This is a genomic window from Neorhizobium petrolearium, assembly GCF_017873175.1.
Classification (GTDB): domain Bacteria; phylum Pseudomonadota; class Alphaproteobacteria; order Rhizobiales; family Rhizobiaceae; genus Neorhizobium; species Neorhizobium petrolearium.
In genome coordinates, this window is record NZ_JAGGJW010000015.1 from 63791 (window position 1) to 86502 (window position 22712).

Sequence of the window (22712 nt, forward strand, 5' to 3'; positions counted from 1 at the left end):
ATTTCGACTCAACCTATGCAGAGGGTAGTCTCTCAATGTTGCCGGCGGAACCAGGCGGAGAGGAAATCGACGAAGCTTCTCACCTTGGCCGGCAGGTAGCGGCGATGCGGATAGACCGCATAGATGCCCCGATCCTTGGCGATGTAGTCGTCGAAGAGCGTCACGAGTTCGCCCGACTGGATCGACGCATTGGCAATGAAATCGGGTATGATCGCAACCCCGATGCCGGCGCGGGCAGCACGCAGCGTCGCCTGCGGGCTGTTTACCTCGATCGGGCCGCTGACGGCGACCGAGATCATCGAGCCGTCCTTGTCGGTGAAGCGCACGTTGTTGTGCCAGCGGGAATTGGTGTCGATGATGAAGGGGACGCGGTTCAGGTCCTGGGGGTGTTCGAGCGGACCGTATTTTGCCACCACGTCGGCGGTCGCCACCGCATAGACCCGAAAGTCGGAGAGTTTTCTGGCGATGAGACCGGAATCCTCCAGCTTGGTGATTCGGATCGCCAGGTCGAAATTCTCCTCGATCAGGTCGACGAACCGGTCTTCTGCGACGATTTCGAGCGAGACGTCCGGATGCGACTTGGCGAAGTCGATCATCGACTGTCCGACTTCCGCATCGATGAAGGTGCGCGGCACGGAAACGCGCAGGCGGCCCTTCAAGTCGGCATTGTTTTCGCGCACCAGGTCGGCGAGGTTGTCGATCTCCTTCAGGATGTCCGCTGCCGTGCGATAATAGGTGTGGCCGGCCTCGGTCAGCGAGAACTGACGCGTGGTGCGGTTGAGTAGCAGCGCGCCGAGATCGTCTTCCAGTTCCCGCACGTATTTCGACAGCAGGGCCTTGGACCGCCCGGTTCGCCTGGCGGCGGCCGAAAAGCCTTCCGCTTCAACCACATCGATGAAGGCCCGCATGCGCGTCAAAGTATCCAAATGTCGCCCCCTTGGCTGCGTGATGTCCTACGTGGGATGCCGTCTGCAATTGTGCAATGCGAATTTTCGATGACGGCAAAAAAATCTCTTGATTATGACTGCGAATATTCTTATCTCCCGGCTTGCCCAAAGTCGCACGTGCCTGTGGGTGTCCGCCGACCCTCGAACTGGGAACCATCCCTAAGGTGAGGTCATCGGTAAGGTACCTGGAATTAACCCCTCCAGTCGCTATTCCGGCCAACCGGGAAATGCGAGGACATCTTGAAGCAACGACGGTGCGGGCCTTTCTGGTCTCTGCAGGCTTTCCATCAGCCTGCAATACTGAAGAGGCACACCATCATTGCCGGAAGTGCGGTTGGGATTTTCCCTCCAATCCATGGCAGACAAAGCCGGATCTTTGCTCGTGGCAGGGCGTTGATCCAAAGATCGCGCGTTTGAGCGTGTCAAGGAACCAGTGTCTCCACCGGCTGGGTCCAGGTGCATTCTCATCCGTCCTTTGTCCTCCGGTTCGCCGGAGCTTTGAGATTTCGAAGGGACTGACCGATGACCACTGCTCGTATTCTCGACTTCATCAAGACCCGACGTCCGGAAGGACCGTGCCTTGTTGTCGATCTCGATGTCGTGCGCGACAATTTCACCGCCTTCCGTCACGCCCTGCCGGACAGCGCGATCTACTATGCGGTCAAGGCCAACCCGGCTCCGGAAATCCTGAAGCTGCTCGCTGCCATGGGCTCGAGCTTCGACTGCGCCTCGGTTGCAGAAATCCAGATGGCACTCGACGCCGGCGCCACCGCCGACCGCATCTCCTTCGGCAATACGATCAAGAAGGAACGCGACGTCGCGCGCGCCCATGCGCTTGGCGTCGGTCTCTTCGCCGTCGACAGCCATGAGGAAGTCGAGAAGATTTCCCGCGCTGCTCCGGGCGCCAAGGTGTTCTGCCGCGTGCTGACCGATGGCGAAGGCGCCGAATGGCCGCTTTCGCGCAAGTTCGGCTGCGTGCCGCAGATGGCCGTCGACGTGCTCGTCTACGCTCACCAGCTTGGCCTGGAATCCTACGGCGTTTCCTTCCATGTCGGTTCGCAGATGACCAAGGTCGATGCGTGGGATTCGGCGCTTGCCGATGCACGCCGCGTTTTTGCGCAGCTTGCCAAGCAGGGCATCCACCTTCAGATGGTCAACATGGGTGGCGGTTTCCCGACCAAGTACCTGCGCGACGTGCCGTCGGCCGAAGCCTATGGCCAGGCGATCTTCGCTTCGCTGCGCAAGCATTTCGGCAACAACCTGCCGAAGACGATCATCGAGCCGGGTCGCGGCATGGTCGGCAATGCGGGCGTCATCAAGGCGGAAGTCGTTCTCGTGTCGAAGAAGTCGGACAACGACAACCATCGCTGGATCTTTCTCGACATCGGCAAGTTCGGCGGTCTCGCCGAAACCATGGACGAGGCGATCCGCTATCCGATCCGCACCGAGCGGGATCAGGATGCAATGGAACCCTGCGTTCTGGCCGGTCCGACCTGTGACAGCGCAGACGTGCTCTACGAGAAGAACATGTATCCGCTGCCGGTGACGCTGACCATCGGCGACGAGGTTTTGATCGAAGGCACCGGCGCCTATACGACGACCTATTCGGCGGTCGCCTTCAACGGCTTCGAGCCTCTGAAGGCCTACGTCATCTGATACCGCCAGCCCCGTATCCAGCCGGGGTGGCAAATCCACAATTCCTCTTCATCGCCGCTGATAACGGTATTGGGTACGGGAGGCCAAGATGGCCGCTGTTCTTGATTCTGTGCGCGCATTCTTTGCGCCGAACCCCACTTTCACCATAGACGCCGAAACGCCGGCCGACGTGGTGGCTCGCGAAAGCCTGCTCGACCGCGCCATGGGGCCGGATCGGAGGCTGAAGTCGTCGGAGAAGATCCGCCGCGGCCGCGTGCCGGCGGAAGGGCTGGCGCTCGTCGCCCGCGATGCGGCGGGACACGTGATCGCCACGGTTCGGTTGTGGAACATCGAAGCCGGTATTTCCCCCGACGGCCAGCCGATCGAGGCGCTGCTGCTCGGGCCGCTGGCGGTCGATTCCGCCCACGAGGGCAAGGGGATCGGCGGCGCCCTGATGCGGGCGGCGGTCACCGAAGCCCGCGGGCGCGGCCACGGCGCCATCCTGCTCGTCGGCGACGCTGCCTATTACGAGCGGTTCGGCTTCTTTGCCGACAAGACCCGGCATCTCGTCATGCCCGGCCCGTTCGAGCGTTCCCGTTTCCTGGCGCTGGAGCTGAAGGCCGGCTGGCTGGAGGGTGCTGCGGGCATGATCGTGCCAAGCGGACGCAAGCTGGCCTGATCCAAGGCATTTGATAAAAGCCTCGTATCCCCGATCTGCCCCGAAACCTCGCCTCCTTCCGATGGGAGGCGAGGTTTTCCATGCGACAAATTTGCCACTCCGCCTCGCAAGCCGATGTCTCTCACGAGGCGGTTGATCCTGATCAAACCGTCCCTCTTTTCCCAGGCCTACCGCTCTTCCTGCAAAGATCATTGCTGATTCAAGGAGAGGTTAAATGAACATGAGCGGTGTACGGCATCTGAGATGGCTCGCAGGCGTCGGTGCGGCTTTTTTCGCATTCGGGGCGACGGCGGCGGACCTGACGCCGGCTCCGGTTGCCCCGGTGGCAGAGGAAACAGTGACTGGGCAAAGCCCGTGGCAGATCCGCGTACGCGGTTTGGGCGTCATCACTGAGGATGAGGGCTCGGTAAACGGCGTTCCGGGTTCGGATCTTTCCTATTCCGACTCGGTGATCCCGGAACTCGACATCACCTATTTCTTCACCGACAACATCGCCGCCGAACTCATTCTCGGAACGACCTATGCGAACATCAAGGAAGACGGCGCGGTCGGCGTTCCGGTCGGCCGGGCCTGGCTCCTGCCGCCGACACTCACGCTGCAATATCATTTCACCGATTTCGGCGCCTTCAAGCCGTATGTCGGCGCGGGCATCAACTATACCTTCTTCTACAATCAGTCGGAAAAGCCAGGTTTCCATAACCTAGACGTGGAAAACCATGTCGGCGCTGCCTTGCAGGTCGGCTTCGACTATATGATCGATCAGCACTGGGGCGTGAACTTCGACGTCAAGAAGATCTTCCTCGAAACCGACTGGAAGGCCGACCACGACGTCCTCGGCCCGCTCAGCGGCAAGGCGAAGATCAATCCCTGGCTGATCGGCGCGGGTGTCACCTACCGGTTCTAAAAAGAGAACAACGAGGGCGGTGGGTAGGCGGACGACGCGGCGAAAGCCGCGTCGTTTCCTGCTTCGGTAAACGCCCTGCCGAAACGATAACTTCCCAATCCGGATACCTCGATAACGATCAGCTTATCTCGAAATGCATTCCATCCGGATTGTTGAAATGCCCTCCCCAAAAGATTTTGAGCCGGTTTGCCGCCGCCACGAGCTCGCGCACGGAGCCGCGGCTTCCGCAAAGCGCGGGTGTTTGTCCGAGCTGGTTGTCGACATAGTTGATGTCGAAGGCCGAACCGAAGGAATGGTTGCTGAGCGCGGAAACGTTGACGCTCTGCCGGATCGAGTGGCCGGCATTCCCGGCAGGCGCCTGATTGCGCTTGTAACGCGGAACGAAGCAACCTTCGTATGACATTATCAGGTGGAGAAGGTGGCAACCTCCCAGGCATCGAAAAGCTGCTTGATCTGCTGCGCGGCCTTGGCATGGCAGCGTATCGATCCGTTATAGCCTCTGGCGAATTGCAACTGAGGCATGGGGATCTGAACGATATTGGCCGCTGTCCAATCATTCTGTTGCCCGTCGCAACTTCCCTTGATGACGATCGCTTCGCGATCGGGCCGTTGCGCCAGCGGCCTCTGGATAAATTCGAAGCAACTGAACTTGGCGTTTCGGGATGCATTGGTCGGACTTGAAAGACCTGCTGGAGGGGGAGGGTATGCCGTTCCGGCTTTCGTCATGTAGTAATTGTTGGGAACGATCGTGTATCCAAGCGACGACGCCGCCTGCAGCGTTTTCTGGTCCACCCTGCCGTTCGCCGGCAGTCCGTTCTTCAACTGGAAAAACTTGGTTGCATCCTCCGTATTTTTCCCAAAGTCCCCGTCGATGTTTCCGGCCTGAGGGAAACCCTGTTTTCGCAGGAAATACTGCCAGCGCTGTACTTCCGCGATTACATTCGGTCCGCCTCGCGAGAGCGTAAATGCCATTGCCATCTCTCTCCGCACTATTGGTTGCATTGTGTAAGAGATGCTATAATAAGTTTTGAATTTGTAAATCCTATGGTTGTGTATTTTCTATTGTTCGCGTTATCTTCTGGGAAGACGGTGCGAGCCAGCCAGCTGCGTCAGCGGATCGTCTTTCTCAAGAGCAGGGCGTGTTTGTCACTCCGGGCTCTACCGATCTCACACACCATCACCATGGCGTGAATCCGGTCTTTCCGCCATATTCCTGGGCGATGTCATCCCGTAGTTTGTCATGCATGATCCGACGCCGCACAACCCTCCTGTCCCTACCGTTCTTCCTTTCCGCCGCCCGAGGATTTGCGCAGGAAGGCTCGCCTCGGCCCGCGCCGCAGCCTCCGATGTCACAGCAGGCAGTGCCGCAGCCGCCGGTGACGCTCAAGACTGTGCTCGACGGGGCGGTGGAACTCGAGCCGCTGAAGGTCGTGCTCGTCTCGAAGAATGGCGGGATACTCGCCGAACGGGCGTTCAACGGCCGGTCGAGCAGTGCTTCAAGCAACATCAAGTCGGCCTCGAAATCGATCATCTCCTGCCTCGTGGGCATCGCCATCGACAAGAAACTGCTCGATGGGCCGGACCAGAAGATCGCGCCGATCCTCAAAGCCGATCTGCCGCAAAATCCCGATCCACGCATCCACGAGATCACCATCGGCCATCTTCTCTCGATGCAGGCGGGACTCGGGCGTATGTCCGGCCCGAACTATGGCCGCTGGGTTGCGAGCCGCAACTGGGTCCGTTTCGCGCTTGCCCAGCCCTTCGACGACGATCCGGGCGGCGGTATGCTCTATTCCACTGCCTCGACGCACCTGCTGTCGGCGATCCTCACCAGGGTCGGACGGAAATCGACGCTGGCTCTGGCGCGCGAATGGCTGGCGCCGGTCGAAGGTTTCCGCATCGGCGCCTGGGACCGTGACCCGCAAGGCATTTATCTCGGCGGCAATCAGATGGCGATGACTGCCCGGTCGCTGCTTGCTTTCGGCGAGTTATACCGCAACGGCGGCAAGGCGAAATCCGGCGTGCAGGTCGTCTCGAAGAACTGGATCGACCAGTCCTGGACGCAGCGCACCAACTCCCGCTTTTCCGGCGACGGTTATGGCTACGGCTGGTTTCTCAGGAATATCGGCGGCGAGGAGGTGAAGTTCGGCTGGGGGTATGGCGGGCAGATGCTCTATGTCATTCCATCGCTCGACCTCACCGTCGTCATGACCTCCGACGACGGCGGTCCCTCTGCCCGCAACGGCTATCGCGACGATCTGCATGATCTGCTTGCCGGGATCATCGGGGTCGTTCGAGAGGCGTAGAATTCTCATCCTTGAGTTGAAATCGATAAAATTCTAACGACTGCGCGCACGATATCGAAAGGAGGTCGTATTACGGTTTTCTTGATTAGGGCTGGGCCTCCCAAATACGCAATCCATCCGGAGCCGCCGGATCACGTCCGATGAGCCGGGCGCATCTTGCGGAATGCGAATTGGGCGGGTTGCAACCCTGGCGGGGGAAGCACATGACGTTCGATCTCCGGACAATATATGCGATGACGGCGGTTGCCTGCGTGGTGCTGGGCATGCTCCAGTGCGCCGCCTATTTTACAGGTCGCTTCGAGCGCTGGCTCGCCTGGTGGAGTGCCAGCAACTTCCTCGTCGGGATCGGCTCCTTCTTAATTTCCCTTCACAGTATCGCGCCGGACTCCATGACGGTTCAATTCGGCAATGTCCTGACGGTCGCCGGTTGCGTGCTCTTGCCGGCATCCATGCGCATCTTCGTTGGGCGCACGGTGAGTCTTCTCCATTGCAGCCTCGTCATCGCCGTGCTCGGCATCCCCTTCGTTACGATTTTCAGCGCCCATGATGCGTCGCTCCAACGCATTGCCTATGGTTCGGCGGTCTATTGCCTGCTCGATCTGGCGGTCGCCCGGGAGGCCCATCGCCTCGGGCGGGAGGAGAAGCTCTATTCGGCGGAACTTGCCGTCGGCTTGTTCGTGCTGACGGCAATGCTCTATGCCAGCCGTTCCACCATGGCGATGACGGGCCTGCTGGGCGACGGGAACCTGTTCAACGGCGGTGATGCGGTGCATGCCTGGGTAGCACTTTCGGCCATGGTGTTTCTCACGCTCCGCAGCATGGTCATCATGCTGATGGCGGGGGAAAGGGCAAGCGCCCGGCTCAGGGCGGCAGCCTATTGCGACGCGCTGACGGGCGTGCTCAACCGTGGGGGATTGGTACGGTCATTTGCCGAGCTTTCCCCGAAGCCGCTGGCCGTGCTGCTGATCGACATAGATCATTTCAAGCAGCTCAACGACGCCCATGGCCATGCCATGGGAGACGAGGTGCTGCGGGCGTTCGCATCGTCTGCAGCCAACGCGCTCGACGATGGTGATCTCATCGCCCGTCACGGCGGCGACGAATTCGTGATCGTGCTGAAAGAGCGTTCACTCGAACAGGCGGTGGCGATTGCGGAACATATCCGTCTCGCTTTCGTCACTTCGCTTCGCCGCCTCGGCGACCAGCTGTCGGTCCTGCCAACGCTCAGCATCGGGGCGGCGGCCGAAGGTGCGGGGCCTGTCGATCTCGAAGCCCTGCTTCACAAGGCGGATCAGGCGCTCTATGCGCGCAAACGGCAGGGGCGCAACGGAGTCGATGCCTTCAGGGAGGATGTGCTCGCGGCTTGAGAGGCGGGGACGAAACCGCCGGCGCAGAACGAATTTCTCCTGTTATTTGAATGGCGGCCGCGGGAAAATAACGCCTCTGCATTCCCGTGTTTCGCCTGGCGGCTATTCTGTTTTCGTCATCGGGCAGGGAGCCGGGTCGCGAACCGGTCGCCATACGGGCAAGCAATCCGGCGCCCGGTGATGGTTGCAAAGGCCGGTCAGGCGTCGTCAGGACAAATGACCATGCTTACGCCGGAAAACGGGAACTGACACCTCCCGTCGGCCGCGAAAACATGAGGCCAGAAGCGACCGGGCAGGCGGACAAGCCTGACATCAATACCACACAATACCCACTGCCTGCCCATCCCACCCCTCGGGATCAGGTCGTGGCGGAGTTCTCTCCGCTGCGGGTCTTTGTGCTGATTTATGCGGAAATATCCACTACGCCGCAATCGCCCGCTTCCGACGAGAAAGCCAGAAGCTTGCCGCTGGCGCTCCAGCTCAATCCTGTAATCGCGCCGTTGCCGGGACGGCGCAGCAGCGCCTCCTTCTGATCGGCGATCCTGACACCCAGGATCATGCCGTCGACGAAGCCGATGGCGAGCACCTCTTCAGCTGGATGGAATGCGACCTGCGTCACCATGATATTCGCGCGGGTGCCGAGCTCCAACGGCGCCTTGCCCATCGGGCCGTCCTTCGAGGAAAACGGCCAGACGATCGCCGCCGGCGCGCCGGAAGAGGCGAGCCACTTGCCCTTCGGCGACCAGGAGAGCGATTTCACCTTGGCGGGGTAGCCGGTCATACGCATGTGGCGGTTCTCGCCCGGCTTGCCGTCCAGCTTCCAGCCGTGCAGCGCGTTTTCCTGCATCATCGTAACGAGGAAACGGCCGTCCGGTGAGAAGGTGACGCCGGTATGCGCCCCCTTCCATTCCAGATCGACCGGCGGCGCATTGGTGCCGATCCAGTGTAGTGACACACCATTGTAACGGGCGGCGGCGATGCGCAGCCCCTTGGCGGCAAAGGCAAGGCCTTCGACGCTGCGGCTCTCGGGAAATTCCTTCAGCGAACCGTCATTCTGGCGCACAAAGCTCGACTTGCCGTGGGCATAGGCGACCGCATTCTGTGGGCCGCCGGCCACGACATTGATCCATTTGCGCGGCGCATCGGCAACGAGAGTTGCCGCGCCGTCCTTGCCGATGCGGAAAACCTTGCCGTCTTCGCCGCCGGTAATCAGCGTCGGGCTGAAGGGATCGCGGATGCAGGTCAGCAGGCCCTGATGGGCTTCGGTGACCTTTTCGCCGCTGTCGAGGCGGTGGATCGTGCCGGCGGCGGTGGCGAAGAATGGAATGTCGCCGAGGAAATGGGCCGCGACGACATGGCCTTGCAAATCAAGCGGTGCAACAGTCGGCATTACGCTGCATTTCTCCCCGGCTTGCCGTCACCCGGAAACCGCTTCACATTTTCTTCCGGCCTCATGCCGCAGCCTCACACGCTTTGAAGCTCTTCTCGATCTTCTCGACATCAAGATCGCGGCCGATGAAGACGAGCCGGGATTCGCGCTTCTCGCCATCCTTCCAAGGGCGCTGGTGATCGCCCTCGATGATCATGTGGACCCCCTGCACGACATAGCGCTCTTCGTCACCCTTGAAGGCGATGATGCCTTTGAGGCGCAGGATGTTCGGGCCGTCCGTCTGGGTGAGCTTCTGGATCCACGGGAAGAAGCGCTCCGGGTTCATCTCGCCGCCGCGCAGCGAGATCGACTTCACCGTCACGTCATGGATCGGCGATACGTCGCCATGGTGATGATGGTGGTGGTCATGATCGTGATCATGATCATGATGATGATGGTCGTGATCATGGTGGTGATGGTCATGGTCGCAATCCGGGCCGCAGACGTGGTCTTCGTGGCCGTGCTCCAGGAAATGCGGATCGTTTTCCAGCGCGCGTTCCAGGTTGAAGGCGCCCTGGTCGAGAACACGGGCGAGATCGACGCCGGAGCGGCTCGTCTTATAGACGCGGGCGGCCGGGTTGATGGCGCGCACCACATCCTCGATCTCGGCTAGTTCCTCCGGCGAAACGAGGTCGGTCTTGTTGATGATCACGACGTCCGCAAAAGCGATCTGGTCCTCGGCCTCGCGGCTGTCTTTGAGGCGCAGCGGCAGATGCTTCGCGTCGACAAGGGCGACGACCGCATCGAGCTCGGTCTTGGAGCGCACGTCGTCATCCATGAAGAAGGTCTGCGCGACCGGTACGGGATCCGCAAGACCGGTGGTCTCGACGATGATGCCGTCGAAGCGGCCCGGGCGGCGCATCAGGCCTTCGACCACGCGGATCAGGTCGCCGCGCACCGTGCAACAGACGCAGCCGTTGTTCATCTCGTAGATCTCTTCGTCCGACTCGACGATCAGGTCATTGTCGATGCCGATCTCGCCGAATTCGTTGACGATGACCGCATATTTCTTGCCGTGGCTTTCGGAGAGGATGCGGTTCAGGAGCGTCGTCTTGCCGGCGCCGAGATAACCGGTGAGCACGGTAACGGGAACGGGCTTCTGTGTGGCTGTTTCGGTCATGGAAAACCTCGAGGGATGTGGGAGCGCCCAAAATACGCAATTGCGGGCGAGGAAATTGGTCCGCCTCATATAAGGGCAAGCCGCGGCGACTTCAAAGGGTTTTGAATGTTATAAGATCACATGGCCGAGAATGCCGGAATCTTGTCAAGTGATCCGGTCCGGTTCAAGCCATCTGAATATTTGCGGATTACTACCTGCTCTTCCGACATAACCGCTTTTCTCCTGGTAGATATTCCGGGCAGGCAGGGACGAATTTTGTATAATGGAAGAGAAATATAAGTAATGTTTAATACACTATCCCAATCCATCTGGAAATGCCGGTTCAGAGATCAGGCGTAAAGTTCAGAAAGGCCGGACCTCGCTTCGGTTTTTTCTTGGAGACGACCTGCGTTGCAGCCGGCTCTTCGAGGAAACGGTCAATGATGACCGTATCGTCGCGCTGCAATCCGGTAACGACATGATCGGCTATGCGGCCTTCTTTGTCGCAGGGCGCGGCCCGCTTTCGCCACGCCTTTCGAACTTCCTGTCCGAATATGGCTTGATCAAAGGGGGCGGAAATTTCCTGTTGTTCAAGGCGACGGAGCCCCGCGTCGATGCATCCGAACTTTATATCTACAATATCAACGTGCGATCAATGCATCGCGGCAAGGGTGCCGGTGGCGCTCTCGTCGATGCGGTCTCGAACCTCGCAGTTTCGATGGGATGCCGTTCCGTCAGGCTGCAGGTGGCCACTCACAACCGGGCGATGATCCTCTACCTGAAGAAGGGGTTCGTGGTGACCGGCGCCGTCAGGACGGGTTGGCTCAGGCGCTTCTTTTCTTTCCATTGCATCGTAACCATGGAGTTGCGGCCGACCCCGAGACGATTGTCCGACGGCAGGCCGCGACTGCAGAGGAGATCGCCGAGGCCGCGTGACTACGGATTTTTGTCATCAGCCGCCTGCGGGATTGCTGAAACCACATCGGTCTCGTCGAAGTTATTGCCGACATAGAGAAGCGGGCAGTCGAATTCCCTGGCGGTCGCATAGGAAAAGCAGTCGCCGAAGTTGAGGGAGGCCTTGTGAAAGCTCTTGCCCCATTGGGCATAGGCTGCGACGGCTCGTTCAGCTCTTACTTCGTCGACCTCGATGATGGTGATAGGAAGCTGATCGATCAACGCTGTGAGACCGGGGAGGCTTTTCTTCCTCCGCGCGACGATCAGTGCTTCCGTCAAGGTCGCCGCATTCAGAAGAACATTCACGTCTTCTGCCAGCACCTCCTGGCAGGCGATTGCCATCGCTTCGTTATTGACGATGGCAATCAATGCCGAGGTGTCAACAACGATCATCCCGGCATGCCGTTATCATCGTAAAGAAAATCCTGGCTCCGCTCGGCGGGCACATCATCCGCGGCAGGCTTCGGTGCCATGGCTCTGATCTCGTCGATGAGCGCCCTACGCTGTTCCCTTGTCAGGCTGGGCTTGATCGGCACGATCCGCGCGATCCTATGACCCCGGCGCGTCAAGACAACGTCTTCACCGGATTCAGCACGATGAAGCAACTCGTTGAGGCTTGCTTTCGCCTCGCTCACAGAGATTTCCATTCCGCGTTCCTTTCGTCCATTTAATTGGTCCAAAATGGCATCGATAGCGTCGCGGCTCAGGTATGATCACTTCAGGCACGTCACATCAAACCTCGCCACGTCCTCCAGCAGCTCGATGATGCCCCTGACCGCGTGGGTGATGAGCCGCTCGCCCCGTTCCGCGGTCGCGGCCGCGGCATTGCCGGCGACACCTTTGGGGTTGAGATCGGACATCTTCCAGCCGAAGGCATGCGGGCCATAGGCACGCAGATGTTTGAATTCTTGCGCGAACTCAGATTGTCGGGAGCCGAAGTTTGCTGCCTTCGTCATGTCCACCTTATCCGGATGAAGCGCCAGCATCACCGAGGTTTCGATATCGCCGCCATGGATGTCGATCGCCTTGCTCTCGGGCCTGATCCATCCCTCCGGCTGGCCGAAGCGCGTCCAGCTTGTCGCCACCACCAGCATGCCGAAGCGCACGCGCGCCTCGGTCGCGACGATCGTCATCAGCGGGGAGTTGCCGCCATGGGCATTGAGCAGCACAAGCTTGCGGATGCCGTTTGCATGAAGTTCCGCGGCGATGCCAAGCCAGCGATTGACCCCTTCGTCGAAGGCAAGCGTTTTCGTCCCGGCGACATCCATGTGCTCTATCGAATAGCCGACCGGCTCGACCGGCAGGAAGGTCACCGGCAGGCCGGCGGGGAGGGCGGGAATGAGCCGTGCGACAAGCCCCTCGGCAATCAGCGCATCGGTTTCGAACGGCAGGTGGGGGCCGTGCTGTTCATGCGCCCCGAGCGGCAGGACGGCGATCCAGTCGCGCCTTTCTGTGGACGCACCTGTTGGATCATTGTCATGATAGCGTGGCAAGGGATGCGGCATCTGGCGGTAGTTTCCCGGTTTCGGTATGGATAACGCGAAGCTGATATAAGGCTAAAATCCGACAGCACAAAACAGGCGGAGCCGATGAGCAAGAAGAAGAGTGAGAAGAAGGCCAAGTCGGGCAAGAAGAAAGGGCTCGATAGCCTTTCGGCCGCCGACCTCGCTCCGGCGATCACGCAGGCGGCGCGATCCATGCGAACCGCGCTCAGCCGTAGCCTTGGCGAGAGCGGGCTTTATGCCGGCCAGGACGGCGTCATTCTCGCGCTTGCCGAGGAGGACGGGCTGACCCCCGGACAGCTTGCCGCAAGACTCGGCGTGAAGGCACCGACCATGACACGCACGATCGGCCGGATGGAGGCGCAGGGATTCCTGGAGCGCCGCCCCGACGGAACCGACGGCCGGCTCACGAACGTGCACCTGACGGAGATCGGCCTGAAAAGCGTCGAACAGATCGGCCGCTCGGTCGCCGATTGCGGTTCGCTTGCGGTGAAAGGCCTCTCCGACAAGGAGGTGCGCACGCTTCTGAAGCTGCTCAAGGCCGTCGAACACAATCTCCAGCCTGCGCTCGCCGACGACTGACCCTGGCGAGCGCGATGCGGCCCTGAAAAATTGCCGTCACAGGATTGTCGTGTGGAATTAAATTGTTTATTTAAAATTTAATTCCGGCACCTGAAAAGCAAAAGCGGCCGGTGGCGAGGGGGGAAATGGCGCAGAAGATCAAGTTGTCGACGATTGCCGAGAGCCTCGGTCTTTCCACCGCCACCATTTCGCTTGCACTTCGCGACAGTCCGCTTGTGGCGGTCGATACGCGCGAAAAGATCAAGGAGCAGGCCCGCGCGCTCGGTTATATCTACAATCGCCGCGCCGCCAGCCTCAGGACTTCACGCTCCGGCATCATCGGGGTCGTGGTGCACGACATCATGAACCCGTTCTACGGCGAAATCCTGAAGGCGATCGAAAGCGAGCTCGACCGCAGCCGCCACACGTTCATTCTCTCCAATCATTACGATTCGGTCGAGAAGCAGCGGACCTTCATCGAAACCCTGCTGCAGCTCGGCGGCGACGGGGTCATCATGTCGCCGGCAATCGGCACGCCTGTCGAGGACGTCAAGCTCTGCGAGCAGAACGGCATGCCGGCGATCCTTGTTGCCCGCTCCATGGAAGGGGTCGACCTGCCCACCTATCGCGGCGACGACAGCTACGGCATTTCGCTCGCCACCAACCATCTGATCGGGCTCGGGCACCGGGTCATCGCCATGATCGGCGGCACGGACCAGACCTCGACCGGCCGTGACCGTTACCAGGGTTATGTCAACGCGTTGCGCAAGGCGGGCATCGAGGTGGATCCGAACCTGCGCATTCCCGGCCCGCGTTCCAAGCAGGGCGGTTTCGAGGCGGCGGTGAATTTCCTCTCGCTGCCGCAGAAGCCGACGGCGGCGGTCTGCTGGAACGATCTCGTGGCGATCGGCCTGATGAATGGCATCGCCCGCGCCGGCTTTGTGCCCGGCCAAGACATTTCGGTGACCGGCTACGACGATCTGGAGGAAGCCTCGATCGCCACGCCGGCCTTGACCACGGTTTCCAACGGCCAGGCGGAAGTCGGCCGGCTTGCGGCGCGCGCGCTGCTCGACCGGCTGGCCGGCAGCCATGAGCCGGACGGCCTGCACCTGATCAAGCCGGAAATGCGCATCCGCCAGTCCACGGGCATCTACAAGCCGCGAACGTGACACGGGCAACCGTGCGAGGAATGCCCCCTCATCCGCCCTGCCGGGCACCTTCTCCCCGCTTGCGGGGAGAAGGACATATGCCGCGCCGTTTCCGTCCCTCTCCAACACTCAGACCGCGCACGTCCCCTCTCCCCTCTCCCCGCGTGCGGGGAGAGGGGAGAGGGGCGAAGTCGCGTCTGGGTGGCGGGATATCCTTGAATATCAAGCCGCCACGCTGGCCAGCGCCTTGCGGGCGGCATAGGTTCGCACCGCATCGCCGAAAGCCTTAAAGAGCGCGCGCGAGGGGGCATCGGTTTCCGCCCAGTATTCCGGATGCCACTGCACGCCGACGGCGAAATTCTTCGCATCGATCACCGATACCGCTTCGATCGTGCCGTCTTCCGCCGTCGCTTCGACCCTCAGTCGCGGCGCGGTTTCGGCAATCGCCTGGCGGTGAAGCGAGTTTACCTGGACCTCGCCTGAAAGGCCGAGATGGTTCGCAATGCAGGAGCCTTCCCGGACGAAGACCGGTTGGCGGATGGCATACATGTCGTCGCGATGGGGAACATCTGGCTTGCGATGATCCCATGTGCCCGGCTGTTCCTGTATTTCACTTGCGAGCGTGCCGCCGAGCGCCACATTCAGCTCCTGGATGCCGCGGCAGATGGCGAGCAGCGGGATGCCCCTGTCGATGGCGCTGCGAATGAGCGGCAGGGATGTCGCGTCCCGGGCCGGATCGAAAGGGCCGTCGCTATCCCTGGCTTCCCTTCCGTAGAGAGATGGATGAACGTTCGTCGCAGAACCGGAAACCAGCACGCCGTCGACCCGATCGAGGATGGCGTCGATCTCGTTGCCTTCTTCGAACGCCGGAATGATGAAGGACATCACCTCGGCCACTTTCAGCGCCGCCTGGACATATTGGTTCGGCGTGGCGTGCCAGATGGCTCCGTCCAGTTCGCGGATGTCGGCGGGCACGGCGACGATCGGTTTCGGCATTGGAATCTCCACGTGAAGCAGGTGGCAAGCGCCTTGCTTCTTGTGACGCCGGAAGGCGTTTCAAGTCAAGTTCGCGGCATGGTCCCTGGTCGGACACTGCACAAAGAATAAGCAGTTCTCCGTTGAATTTCTTCAATAATCTCCTTTCCGACCGGGTGCGACGAAAGTCTAAGGTCAAAAGACCTGCCGGTATTAAGGATTATCGGCGGCAGTGCTTGCAACCCTTTGAGCAACATGTTTACTTCGCGGCAGAGCCGGGGGAATGGGAACGGATAACCCTGCGGTTTCATCTTTATGGGAGGTATTTTATGGATCGTCGTTCATTCTTCAAAAAGGCTGCCGTGACGGGGGTCGGGGCTGCCGCTGCAACGACGTTGGCCGCGCCGGCCATCGCGCAGACGAACCCGAAGCTCACCTGGCGTCTGACGTCTTCATTCCCCAAGTCGCTCGACACTATCTATGGCGGCGCGGAAGACATCGCCAAGCATGTCGCCGCCGCGACCGACGGCAATTTCACCATTCAGACCTATGCGGCCGGCGAGATCGTCCCCGGCCTGCAGGCCGCCGACGCCGTCAGCGCCGCGACGGTCGAAATGTGCCACACCTGCTCCTACTACTATGTCGGCAAGGACCCGACCTTCGCGATCGGCACGGCCATTCCCTTCGGCCCCAATGCCCGGCTGACGAATTCCTGGTTCTACGAGGGCAACGGCAACAAGCTGTTGAACGAGTTCTACGCGACCCACGGCCTCTATGGCATGATCGCCGGCAATACGGGCGCCCAGATGGGCGGCTGGTTCCGCAAGGAAATCAACACCGTCGACGATTTCAAGGGCGTCAAGATGCGCATTGCCGGCCTTGCCGGCCGCGTGGTCGAGAAGCTCGGCGTGGTGCCACAGCAGATCGCTGGCGGCGACATCTATCCGGCGCTGGAAAAGGGCACGATCGACGCCGCCGAATGGGTCGGTCCCTACGACGACCACAAGCTCGGTTTCTACAAAGTCGCGAAATATTACTACTATCCGGCGTTCTGGGAAGGCGGCCCGGTCATCCACGCCATGGTCAATCTCGACAAGTGGAACAACCTGCCGAAGAACTACCAGGCCGCGCTGACGGACGCCTGCGCCTTCGCCAACACCAACATGATGGCGAAGTACGACATGAAGAACCCCGCGGCGATCAAGCAGCTCGTCGGTGAAGGCACGATCCTGCGTCCGTTCAGCCAGGACATTCTCGAGGCCTGCTTCAATTCGGCCATGGATGTCTACAAGGACATCTCGTCGAAGAACGAGTGGTTCAAGAAGATCTACGAGGACCAGGCCGCGTTCAAGCGGGAGGGCTACCTCTGGATGCAGCTCTCGGAATACACCTACGACACCTTCATGATGATCCAGCAGCGCAGCGGCAAGCTCTGATCGATCTCAGAAGTTCTGGCTTCAGCAAACCCCGGACCCGCAAGGGTCCGGGGTCTTTTCGTGGTGAATCTTGCCGATTGCGGTTGGTTGTGCAGGCTCGGCAAATGCACGTTCTTGTCTATTCTTGCAGCGTTTGTAGGCAGAAGCAGCACACTCCTCGGCGAGCCGGAGCATCGGTGAAGACGGGCTTCACCGACTTAGGCAAGAGCCTTGCCCTCGAACCGGAGGTAATGCGATGTGGATAAAACCACTGACCATTGCACTGCTGTCTAGGAAAAACCGGACGATCTGGTCAGTAGATGTCCGGTTAACTATCCCGAAGCGGTAAGTAAAAGGAAGGCAGGGCTCCACCCCTGTCTTCCGCTCCGAAATATACCTTCCTATCAGGATGCTGACAAGGAAGCCGCCCCTCAAGGATTGATCTTCGGCGGCTGGCTCAGATCGGGATTGCCGGAAGGGGCTGTTCCCGATGCCGGCGGTACCGGTTGCTGGCTCTGACCTCCCGCGGGCGCCTGGGGAGCAGGTCCGCCCAGATCGAGCGGAGGAAGGCCCAGTTGGGGCTGCGCCGGCGCGCCGCCCGCCGGTGCCTGCTGCGAAGGTCCGCCAAGATCGAGCGGGGGAAGGCCCATAGAGGGGGCCTGGCCACCTGTGCCGCCGGGCTGATTGCCAAGCGGCGGCAGGCCGAACGGTGCCGGTGCGGAGCCGTTCTGGTTGCCGAAGCCCGGGATCTCGATCTTCACGTCGTCCGGATTCACAGCCTGCTGGTCGCTCTTGTAATGCATGACCAGGCCCGGGAAGGCGATCACCACCAGGATCATCGCGAACTGGATGACGATGTAGGGCAGCACGCCGCGGTATATTTCCGAGGTCTTCACGCCTTCCATCATTTTGCCCGTCACCTTGTCCGCCCAGGGCGCCGAGGGTGCGATCGAGCGCAGGAAGAAGAGAGAGAAGCCGAAGGGCGGCGTCAGGAACGATGTCTGCAGATTGACGCCGAGGATGATGCCGAACCACACAAGGTCGATGCCGAGCTTGTCGGCCACCGGCGCGAGCAGGGGCACCATGATGAAGGCGATCTCGAAGAAGTCGAGGAAGCAACCCAGGATGAAGACGATGATCGTCACCACGATCAGGAAGCCGTATTCGCCGCCCGGCAGGGCAAGCAGCAGTTCCTCGATCCAGACGTTGCCGTTGATGCCGTAAAAGGTGAGACCGAAAACGCGGGCGCCGATCAGGATCATCATCACGAAGGCGGAGAGCTTCGTGGTGGAATCGAGGGCGCTTTTTATCGACGCGAATGTGAGCCGTCCTTTGGCGAATGCCAGGATGAGAGCGCCGGTGGCCCCCATGGCGCCGCCTTCGGTCGGCGTCGCGATGCCGAGGAAGATGGTGCCGAGCACGAGGAAGATCAGCGCGAGCGGCGGGATCAGCACGATGATCACCTGTTCGGCGAGCCTCGAAATGATCTTCTTCTGCATGCGCCCGTTGACGATGGCAACGACGTAGGCGACGGCGATCGCAAAGGCCATCGCCGCGACAAGCCGCCATTCAGGACTCTGGATACCGGTGAAAAGGACGTGGAGCCCGAGGTAATAGAGAGCCACCGCGATCGCGATCATCACGATGAGGGACGTCACGCCATTGCCCAGCGTGCGCGCCTCCGGCGGCAGTGCAGGGGCCCATTGCGGCTTTGTCATCGATACTATGAACACATAGGCACAATAGACCGCGACGATGAGCAGGGCCGGATAAAGAGCGCCGACATACATGTCGCCGACCGAGCGGCCGAGCTGGTCTGCCATGACGATCAGCACCAGTGAGGGCGGCACGATCTGGGCGAGTGTTCCCGATGCGGCGATGGTGCCGGAAACGAATGGCCGGTTATAGCCGTAACGCAACATGATCGGCAGGGAAATCAGGCCCATCGCCATGACGGAGGCGGCGACCACGCCGGTGGTGGCGCCGAGCAGCGCGCCGACCAGGATCACCGCATAGGCGAGACCGCCCCGGACAGGACCGAAAAGCTGACCGATTGTGTCGAGCAGGTCCTCGGCCATGCGCGACCGTTCCAGGATGATGCCCATGAAGGTGAAGAACGGTATGGCGAGAAGGGTATCATTGTACATGATCCCGTAAATGCGTTCGGGATGGCTCTGCAGGAGCGGCCAGAAGAGCCGGATTTCCGGCGAAATAGCCGAAAGTTCGACCCCGATGACGAAATAGGCGAGGCCGCCGGCTGCCAGCGTAAACGCGACGGGGTAGCCGAGCAGCAGCATCGCCATGACGCTCGTGAACATCACGAGCGGGAGGTTGTGCGCGATGAAATCGATCATGTCAGACCTCGGATGCGGCTGGCGGCATCTGGCCGGCTTTATCTTCGCGCGGGTCTTCGATCCGGCCGGTCACGACCGCAAACCGCTTGATGATTTCGGACAGGGCCTGGAGCAGGAGCAGCATGAAGCCGAGCAGTACGGCAAGCTTTGCAGGCCAGATGATCAATCCGCCGGCATTCGAGGATATTTCGCCGGAGCGGTAGGAAAGCCAGAACCAGGGCCAGGCAAGCCATGTCATCAGTCCCGCAAAGGGAAGCAGGAAGATGATGTGGAGCAAGAGGTCGATGATGTCGCGGGTCTTCTTGGACCAGCTCGACGACAGGATGTCGATGCGGACGTGCTCGTTTTGCAGAAGCGCATAAGCCGCGCCCAGCATGAAGACCGTGCCGTACAGATACCATTGCACTTCCAGCCAGGCATTGGACGACAGGTCCATCGTCTTGCGCAGCACGGCATTGCCGGCGCTGATCAGAACCGCCGCCAGCAGCAGCCAGGATATGGATTTGCCAATTGCCGTCGTAACAGCGTCGACGAGCCGACTAAATACAAGCAGTCCAGCCATTATTTTCCCCTCCTCTTGGACTTATTTTGAGTGATTATCAGGTCCTGGGTCATGATAGGATAGTGTTCGGCCGGAAGCGACAGCCTCCGGCTTCGGTGGCGCGACGTGTATTGACTGGTGCGGCAAAAATCAATCGCCGGGTAACGGGCAAAGCCTGAAATCGGCGGCTTTCAGCAAGGTTTTCGCGTTTTGTTGAGTGCAAACAGCGGAGGATTCGACGAAAGTCGGAGAGCGTGTTGGACGATCGATGGGCGCGAATGGCGGCCGTGCTGCAAATCCCAATTCGGCACAGGTGTTGGAATTTTAGCTATCCTGTTTGGAATTCATTGAGCAAACTCTCAACAACCCCCCACTGATTAGGGGGGGATGAGGCACTTGCACAATCAATTTTTAAAAGGTTTTCAGCAGTGTTGGCCGGAACCAAAGGGATGAACCCGATGAAAGAGACCGAAGCGAAGGTGCTGCAGACGGACGTGTACCTGTCGTTCGTCAGCTCACTGTTTGGCAATCGCGGCACGCTGGCGACGGGCATGATCGTGCACGTCATGTGGTGCTTTCTCGTCTTCAGCGATACCGGTTCAGTCTTCTATCTCGGCATGGCGGCATGCTTCGTCGCGGTTTTTCTCTATCGCATCACGGGTTTCTGGCAGTTCGACCGTCTCGACAAGCAGTCCCTGTCCCGCGAACAAATTGCTTCCATCGAGCGCGGCTATGTCGTCGGAGCGGCGATGACCGCGGTTCTACTGGGTGTTGCCAGCGGTTACGCACTTCTCGTTCTGCAGAGCACGTTTGCGGCTTTCACCTGCATCGCGATGACGCTCGGTACGATGATGTCCATCGTCGGGCGCAATTACGGTTCACGTCATGCGGTGGATTTTCAGATCATCGGTTGCTGCCTGCCGATCATCGTGGCCTGTATTCTAACCGGCGATCTGAATCTGGCGTTGATGTCGCTGCTGCTGATCCCGTTCGGGCTTACCACGCGCTCCATGGCCAAGGGGGTTCGAGATTTCCTTTACGAGAACGTCATTGCTTCGCGTGAAATGACCCTCATCGCCGGCCGCTTCGACACCGCGCTCAAGACCATGGCCCACGGCCTGATGATGCTGGACGGTAGCGGCAGGATCGAAGTCATCAATCGTCAGGCCCGCGATCTCCTGGGACTCGATCCTGCTCTAGACGTGAAAGACAGCGAACTCGTGAACGTGCTGCGGCAGGGCACCATCCGCGCCACCGACGCAATTATTCAGCAGATCGCCCTGTTGGCCAAAGGGACGTTGAACCGGGCACTGTTTCGATTCAGCGGCGAACGTCACCTGGAATTTTCCGTCAGCCATCGCTCCGATGGCGGCGTGGTCCTGATTTTCGAGGATGTCAGCGCCCGCGTGGCCGCAGAGGAAAAGATCCTGCATATGGTGCGGTTTGACGCGCTGACAGGTCTGCCGAACCGCGGCTATTTCGCCGGCCTGGCGGCGGAGAAGGTGAGCGGTCGCGGCGAGGCGCTGGCGGCTCTCGCCGTGTTCGACGTCGACGGCTTCAAGCATGTCAACGACATGCGTGGCCATGTGGTCGGCGACCGGCTGCTTTCGGCGATCGCGGCCCGGTTTGCCGCGCTTGGGACGGACCACATGCTGACCGGCCGCCTAATCGGCGACGAATTCGTCATCCTGCTTACCGGTGGCGAAGACAGTGGCGGGCTGGAACAGCAGATCCGCCAGCTTCACGCGGGAATTCAGGGAGATTACCATGTGGAAGGCCTGCGTCTGACGGTTTCCATGAACGGCGGCTGCGTCATCCTGCCCTCGCAGGATTTCGACATGGAGAACTGGCAGATCAAGGCCGACCTCGCCCTTAACCATGCAAAGTCCGAAGGGCACGGTGCGCTGACCGTCTTCCGGCCGGAAATGGATGCGCAATATATTGATGAGCAGAAGCTCCGTGCAGACCTTCGGCTCGCGGTCGCCAATGGAGCCCTCCATGTCGTCTACCAGCCCATGTACCGGCCCGACGGTTCCGTCATCGAATGCAGCGAAGCCCTGGTGCGCTGGCACCATGCCGAACGCGGCCTGGTCGGCCCGAACATCTTCATTCCCATGGCGGAGGATATGGGCCTCGTCTCCCAGATCACGCGCCTGGTCATTGATCAGGCCTGTCGCGATTGCATGACCTGGCCCAACCCGATGGGCGTGTCCGTCAATCTCTCGATCCAGGACCTGCGCAATGACGAGATCGTCGGATACGTGGCGGACGTTCTGAAGCGCCATTCGCTCGATCCCTCCAGGCTGCACCTGGAGGTGACGGAAAGCTGTTTCATGGACGAGCCCGTCGCAGTCAGCGCGATTCTCAACCAGTTCCGGGCGCTCGGCGTCACGATTGCGATCGACGATTTCGGCACCGGCTTCTCGAGCCTCAGCTACCTGGATTCGCTGCCGGTCGACATTGTCAAGATCGACCGGGCCTTCATCCGCAATATCGGCGAGGACCAACGCAAGCTGAAGCTCCTGCGCGGCATCGTACACCTGTCGCGAGAACTCGGCCTGAAGATCATCGTGGAAGGCGTCGAGACGCGGGAGCAGCTTGCGCTCATCAACCGTCACCGTTTCGCCGATCTGGTTCAGGGTTACGTCTTCTCCATGCCGGTGGATGCCGAAAAGATCACCCAGCTTGCAGCCGAAGCCTCGCCGGCCGGCAAGCTTTCCACCCTGCGGCGCGGTGCAAAGAACACGCAAAGCCCCGCGTTCAGGGCCGCCGCACGCTGACTCCTGCCTAAAATCTGAGCGAATGTGATTGGATTTCGTGCAGCCGGAAGGCCGATCCGGTGCTTCTTAACCATAATATTTAAAACTTTATTAAAATCGGCATTCGCTTATTGCAG

Annotated in this window: 21 protein-coding genes; 10 read left to right on the forward strand and 11 right to left on the reverse strand. The window is 60.3% G+C overall.

Annotated features, from left to right (window positions below):
* Positions 1-32: 32 nt before the first annotated feature.
* Entirely contained in the window at positions 33-926 is an 894-nt protein-coding gene (locus J2046_RS25605; RefSeq protein ID WP_210056666.1) for a LysR family transcriptional regulator, read from the reverse strand.
* Positions 927-1469: 543 nt separating this feature from the next.
* On the opposite strand from J2046_RS25605, the gene odc2 reads away from it, so the two are divergent.
* The 3 genes from odc2 (at position 1470) to J2046_RS25620 (ending at position 4165) form a co-directional block, all read left to right on the forward strand.
* On the forward strand, positions 1470-2603 hold the full coding sequence (gene odc2, locus J2046_RS25610; protein WP_037149849.1) for an ornithine/lysine decarboxylase: 1134 nt from the start codon (positions 1470-1472) through the stop codon (positions 2601-2603).
* Between the two features lie 88 nt (positions 2604-2691).
* Complete coding sequence (locus J2046_RS25615) at positions 2692-3261, forward strand: GNAT family N-acetyltransferase (protein ID WP_210056667.1); 570 nt, start codon at positions 2692-2694, stop codon at positions 3259-3261.
* Between the two features lie 214 nt (positions 3262-3475).
* The gene (locus J2046_RS25620) at positions 3476-4165 is read left to right on the forward strand and encodes an OmpW/AlkL family protein (RefSeq protein ID WP_210056669.1); all 690 of its coding nucleotides are present in this window, start codon (positions 3476-3478) and stop codon (positions 4163-4165) included.
* Positions 4166-4283: 118 nt separating this feature from the next.
* On the opposite strand, the gene J2046_RS25625 is transcribed toward J2046_RS25620, so the two are convergent.
* Positions 4284-4568, reverse strand: coding sequence for a M15 family metallopeptidase (locus J2046_RS25625; RefSeq protein ID WP_210056670.1), 285 nt, complete (start codon positions 4566-4568; stop codon positions 4284-4286).
* A gap of 2 nt (positions 4569-4570) precedes the next feature.
* A complete protein-coding gene (locus J2046_RS25630) occupies positions 4571-5137 on the reverse strand; it encodes a peptidoglycan-binding domain-containing protein (protein WP_210056672.1) in 567 nt (188 codons plus the stop codon).
* A 374-nt stretch (positions 5138-5511) separates the two neighbouring features.
* Here J2046_RS25630 and J2046_RS25635 point away from each other — a divergent pair, with 374 nt between their 5' ends.
* Together J2046_RS25635 and J2046_RS25640 are read left to right on the forward strand one after the other, a co-directional pair.
* The gene (locus tag J2046_RS25635; RefSeq protein WP_411828553.1) at positions 5512-6471 is read left to right on the forward strand and encodes a serine hydrolase domain-containing protein; all 960 of its coding nucleotides are present in this window, start codon (positions 5512-5514) and stop codon (positions 6469-6471) included.
* Positions 6472-6674: 203 nt separating this feature from the next.
* On the forward strand, positions 6675-7838 hold the full coding sequence (locus J2046_RS25640; RefSeq protein ID WP_210056676.1) for a GGDEF domain-containing protein: 1164 nt from the start codon (positions 6675-6677) through the stop codon (positions 7836-7838).
* 403 nt (positions 7839-8241) lie between these two features.
* Here J2046_RS25640 and J2046_RS25645 read toward each other — a convergent pair whose 3' ends face one another.
* Together J2046_RS25645 and J2046_RS25650 are read right to left on the reverse strand one after the other, a co-directional pair.
* On the reverse strand, positions 8242-9228 hold the full coding sequence (locus J2046_RS25645) for a WD40 repeat domain-containing protein (protein ID WP_210056678.1): 987 nt from the start codon (positions 9226-9228) through the stop codon (positions 8242-8244).
* Between the two features lie 61 nt (positions 9229-9289).
* Complete coding sequence (locus tag J2046_RS25650; RefSeq protein WP_210056680.1) at positions 9290-10387, reverse strand: CobW family GTP-binding protein; 1098 nt, start codon at positions 10385-10387, stop codon at positions 9290-9292.
* Between the two features lie 430 nt (positions 10388-10817).
* On the opposite strand from J2046_RS25650, the gene J2046_RS34385 reads away from it, so the two are divergent.
* Positions 10818-11378 carry a GNAT family N-acetyltransferase gene (locus J2046_RS34385; protein WP_411828554.1) on the forward strand — a complete coding sequence of 187 codons (561 nt, stop codon included), beginning with the start codon at positions 10818-10820 and terminating at the stop codon, positions 11376-11378.
* Here J2046_RS34385 and J2046_RS25660 read toward each other — a convergent pair.
* From J2046_RS25660 to J2046_RS25670, 3 genes are all read right to left on the reverse strand, one after another.
* A complete protein-coding gene (locus J2046_RS25660; protein ID WP_210056682.1) occupies positions 11303-11713 on the reverse strand; it encodes a type II toxin-antitoxin system VapC family toxin in 411 nt (136 codons plus the stop codon). The two genes, J2046_RS34385 and J2046_RS25660, sit on opposite strands and share 76 nt — an antisense overlap.
* Positions 11710-11967: a type II toxin-antitoxin system Phd/YefM family antitoxin gene (locus J2046_RS25665; RefSeq protein ID WP_210056683.1), complete on the reverse strand. Its 258-nt coding sequence runs from the start codon at positions 11965-11967 to the stop codon at positions 11710-11712. The genes J2046_RS25660 and J2046_RS25665 overlap by 4 nt, the downstream gene beginning before the upstream one ends.
* A gap of 66 nt (positions 11968-12033) precedes the next feature.
* On the reverse strand, positions 12034-12825 hold the full coding sequence (locus tag J2046_RS25670) for a creatininase family protein (RefSeq protein ID WP_210056684.1): 792 nt from the start codon (positions 12823-12825) through the stop codon (positions 12034-12036).
* Between the two features lie 84 nt (positions 12826-12909).
* Here J2046_RS25670 and J2046_RS25675 point away from each other — a divergent pair, with 84 nt between their 5' ends.
* Together J2046_RS25675 and J2046_RS25680 are read left to right on the forward strand one after the other, a co-directional pair.
* Positions 12910-13404: a MarR family winged helix-turn-helix transcriptional regulator gene (locus J2046_RS25675; protein WP_210056685.1), complete on the forward strand. Its 495-nt coding sequence runs from the start codon at positions 12910-12912 to the stop codon at positions 13402-13404.
* A 125-nt stretch (positions 13405-13529) separates the two neighbouring features.
* Positions 13530-14552 carry a LacI family DNA-binding transcriptional regulator gene (locus tag J2046_RS25680; protein WP_210056686.1) on the forward strand — a complete coding sequence of 341 codons (1023 nt, stop codon included), beginning with the start codon at positions 13530-13532 and terminating at the stop codon, positions 14550-14552.
* A 201-nt stretch (positions 14553-14753) separates the two neighbouring features.
* Here the strand turns inward: J2046_RS25680 and J2046_RS25685 are convergent, their stop codons facing one another.
* Positions 14754-15527, reverse strand: a complete 774-nt coding sequence (locus J2046_RS25685; protein ID WP_210056688.1) for a gamma-glutamyl-gamma-aminobutyrate hydrolase family protein — start codon at positions 15525-15527, stop codon at positions 14754-14756.
* 308 nt (positions 15528-15835) lie between these two features.
* Here J2046_RS25685 and J2046_RS25690 point away from each other — a divergent pair, with 308 nt between their 5' ends.
* Positions 15836-16942, forward strand: coding sequence for a TRAP transporter substrate-binding protein (locus tag J2046_RS25690; RefSeq protein ID WP_210056689.1), 1107 nt, complete (start codon positions 15836-15838; stop codon positions 16940-16942).
* Positions 16943-17352: 410 nt separating this feature from the next.
* On the opposite strand, the gene J2046_RS25695 is transcribed toward J2046_RS25690, so the two are convergent.
* Together J2046_RS25695 and J2046_RS25700 are read right to left on the reverse strand one after the other, a co-directional pair.
* The gene (locus tag J2046_RS25695; protein ID WP_210056690.1) at positions 17353-19275 is read right to left on the reverse strand and encodes a TRAP transporter large permease; all 1923 of its coding nucleotides are present in this window, start codon (positions 19273-19275) and stop codon (positions 17353-17355) included.
* 1 nt (position 19276) lies between these two features.
* Positions 19277-19837 carry a TRAP transporter small permease subunit gene (locus tag J2046_RS25700; protein ID WP_210056691.1) on the reverse strand — a complete coding sequence of 187 codons (561 nt, stop codon included), beginning with the start codon at positions 19835-19837 and terminating at the stop codon, positions 19277-19279.
* Positions 19838-20274: 437 nt separating this feature from the next.
* Between J2046_RS25700 and J2046_RS25705 the strand changes: the two genes are divergently transcribed.
* Positions 20275-22596 carry a putative bifunctional diguanylate cyclase/phosphodiesterase gene (locus J2046_RS25705; protein ID WP_233470291.1) on the forward strand — a complete coding sequence of 774 codons (2322 nt, stop codon included), beginning with the start codon at positions 20275-20277 and terminating at the stop codon, positions 22594-22596.
* Positions 22597-22712: the final 116 nt, after the last annotated feature.

Coding starts and splice junctions, on each gene's coding strand:
- odc2 (WP_037149849.1), top strand. CDS start 1,470: ATGACCACTGCTCGTATTCTCGACTTCATCAAGACCCGACGTCCGGAA.
- J2046_RS25615 (WP_210056667.1), top strand. CDS start 2,692: ATGGCCGCTGTTCTTGATTCTGTGCGCGCATTCTTTGCGCCGAACCCC.
- J2046_RS25620 (WP_210056669.1), top strand. CDS start 3,476: ATGAACATGAGCGGTGTACGGCATCTGAGATGGCTCGCAGGCGTCGGT.
- J2046_RS25625 (WP_210056670.1), bottom strand. CDS start 4,568: ATGTCATACGAAGGTTGCTTCGTTCCGCGTTACAAGCGCAATCAGGCG.
- J2046_RS25630 (WP_210056672.1), bottom strand. CDS start 5,137: ATGGCATTTACGCTCTCGCGAGGCGGACCGAATGTAATCGCGGAAGTA.
- J2046_RS25635 (WP_411828553.1), top strand. CDS start 5,512: ATGTCACAGCAGGCAGTGCCGCAGCCGCCGGTGACGCTCAAGACTGTG.
- J2046_RS25640 (WP_210056676.1), top strand. CDS start 6,675: ATGACGTTCGATCTCCGGACAATATATGCGATGACGGCGGTTGCCTGC.
- J2046_RS25645 (WP_210056678.1), bottom strand. CDS start 9,228: ATGCCGACTGTTGCACCGCTTGATTTGCAAGGCCATGTCGTCGCGGCC.
- J2046_RS25650 (WP_210056680.1), bottom strand. CDS start 10,387: ATGACCGAAACAGCCACACAGAAGCCCGTTCCCGTTACCGTGCTCACC.
- J2046_RS25660 (WP_210056682.1), bottom strand. CDS start 11,713: ATGATCGTTGTTGACACCTCGGCATTGATTGCCATCGTCAATAACGAA.
- J2046_RS25665 (WP_210056683.1), bottom strand. CDS start 11,967: ATGGAAATCTCTGTGAGCGAGGCGAAAGCAAGCCTCAACGAGTTGCTT.
- J2046_RS25670 (WP_210056684.1), bottom strand. CDS start 12,825: ATGCCGCATCCCTTGCCACGCTATCATGACAATGATCCAACAGGTGCG.
- J2046_RS25675 (WP_210056685.1), top strand. CDS start 12,910: ATGAGCAAGAAGAAGAGTGAGAAGAAGGCCAAGTCGGGCAAGAAGAAA.
- J2046_RS25680 (WP_210056686.1), top strand. CDS start 13,530: ATGGCGCAGAAGATCAAGTTGTCGACGATTGCCGAGAGCCTCGGTCTT.
- J2046_RS25685 (WP_210056688.1), bottom strand. CDS start 15,527: ATGCCGAAACCGATCGTCGCCGTGCCCGCCGACATCCGCGAACTGGAC.
- J2046_RS25690 (WP_210056689.1), top strand. CDS start 15,836: ATGGATCGTCGTTCATTCTTCAAAAAGGCTGCCGTGACGGGGGTCGGG.
- J2046_RS25695 (WP_210056690.1), bottom strand. CDS start 19,275: ATGATCGATTTCATCGCGCACAACCTCCCGCTCGTGATGTTCACGAGC.
- J2046_RS25700 (WP_210056691.1), bottom strand. CDS start 19,837: ATGGCTGGACTGCTTGTATTTAGTCGGCTCGTCGACGCTGTTACGACG.
- J2046_RS25705 (WP_233470291.1), top strand. CDS start 20,275: ATGAAAGAGACCGAAGCGAAGGTGCTGCAGACGGACGTGTACCTGTCG.